The organism is Mycobacterium kyorinense, from assembly GCF_002101735.1.
In the GTDB taxonomy this organism is placed as follows: Bacteria; Actinomycetota; Actinomycetes; order Mycobacteriales; family Mycobacteriaceae; genus Mycobacterium; species Mycobacterium kyorinense.
The window spans coordinates 1-1220 of the sequence record NZ_LQPE01000109.1; the positions used below are offsets into that span (position 1 = coordinate 1).

Here is a 1220-nt window from a genome sequence, read left to right on the forward strand (position 1 = left end):
ACCAACGGCGCCGACCAACTGGCCGCCGGGTTGGCCCAACTCGACACCACCCTGCGCACCGCCCTGGCCCCGCTGAGTGGGATCTTGAGCCAAGCCCAATCCGCCGGCACACAAATGCAGCAGTTCCGGCCCCTGCTGCAGCAACTTTCGGCCACCGCACCCGCGGTCGACCAGGCCATCCAGTCCGGGCCGGGACTGCGGCCATGGGCCGACCAAGCCGCCAACGCGATCGCCATCCTTGATCCGCTCGTCGGTGCCCTCAACACCGCTCCGTGGTGTGCCACCACACCCCAATGCGCCCAGATCCGCGACCAGGTCCAGGTCTTGGTGACCCTGCGCAACAGTGGCTTCTTCAGCCAGGTCGCCGACCTCGGCGACCGCTACAATCCCGCCACCGGCGCCACGGTCGCCGAAACCCTCGCCGACATCCGAAACGCCGTCACCGCCTTGGACAAAGCATTCGGAGCCCTCGGGGACCCGGCCGACCTGGCCGGCAACATCGGACGGCTCCAAGACGGCATCAGCCAACTGGCCTCCGGCGCCCAAGCCCTGGCCACCGGCGTGCACACCCTCGTCGACAGCAACCTCGAATTGCTCTCAGGCATGAGTAAGATCGCCACCCAACTACAGAACTCCGCCCGCGCCAGCGCAGATTCAGATTCCTCCAGCGGCTTCTACCTACCTCCCAACACCTTCGAAAACCGCCAATTCGCCGATGTCGCCAAGCAATTCCTGTCCCCCGACGGCAAGACCGCCCGCTTCGCCATCGAATCCAGCCACGACCCCTACACCGTCGACGCGATGAACCTCGCCCACACGGTCACCGACGTCGCCAACGCCGCCCGCCCCAACACCGCCCTAGCCCACGCCACCGTGTCAGTGGCCGGATTCCCTGCCGTCAACTCCGACATCGCACGCCTACTATGGGCCGACTTCGCCCAACTCGCCATCGCCACCATCGTGATCGTCGGCCTCATCCTCGTGCTGCTGCTGCGTGCCGTGCTGGCCCCGATCTACCTGCTGGGCACCGTCGTGCTCAACTACCTCGCCTCCCTGGGCATCGGCGTCCTAGTCTTCCAATACCTGCTTGGCCACGAAATCGCCTGGCCCGTACCGCTTCTCGCGTTCATCATCCTCGTCGCGGTCGGCGCCGACTACAACATGCTGCTCGTCTCACGGCTACGCGAGGAATCCGGCACCAACATCCGCGTCGGCGTGCT

At 66.1% G+C, this 1220-nt stretch carries 1 protein-coding gene; it reads left to right on the forward strand.

Going from position 1 to position 1220, the window contains the following annotated elements:
- A partial coding sequence (locus tag AWC14_RS13465; RefSeq protein WP_158089905.1) for an MMPL family transporter occupies positions 1-1220 on the forward strand: 1220 nt, incomplete at both ends.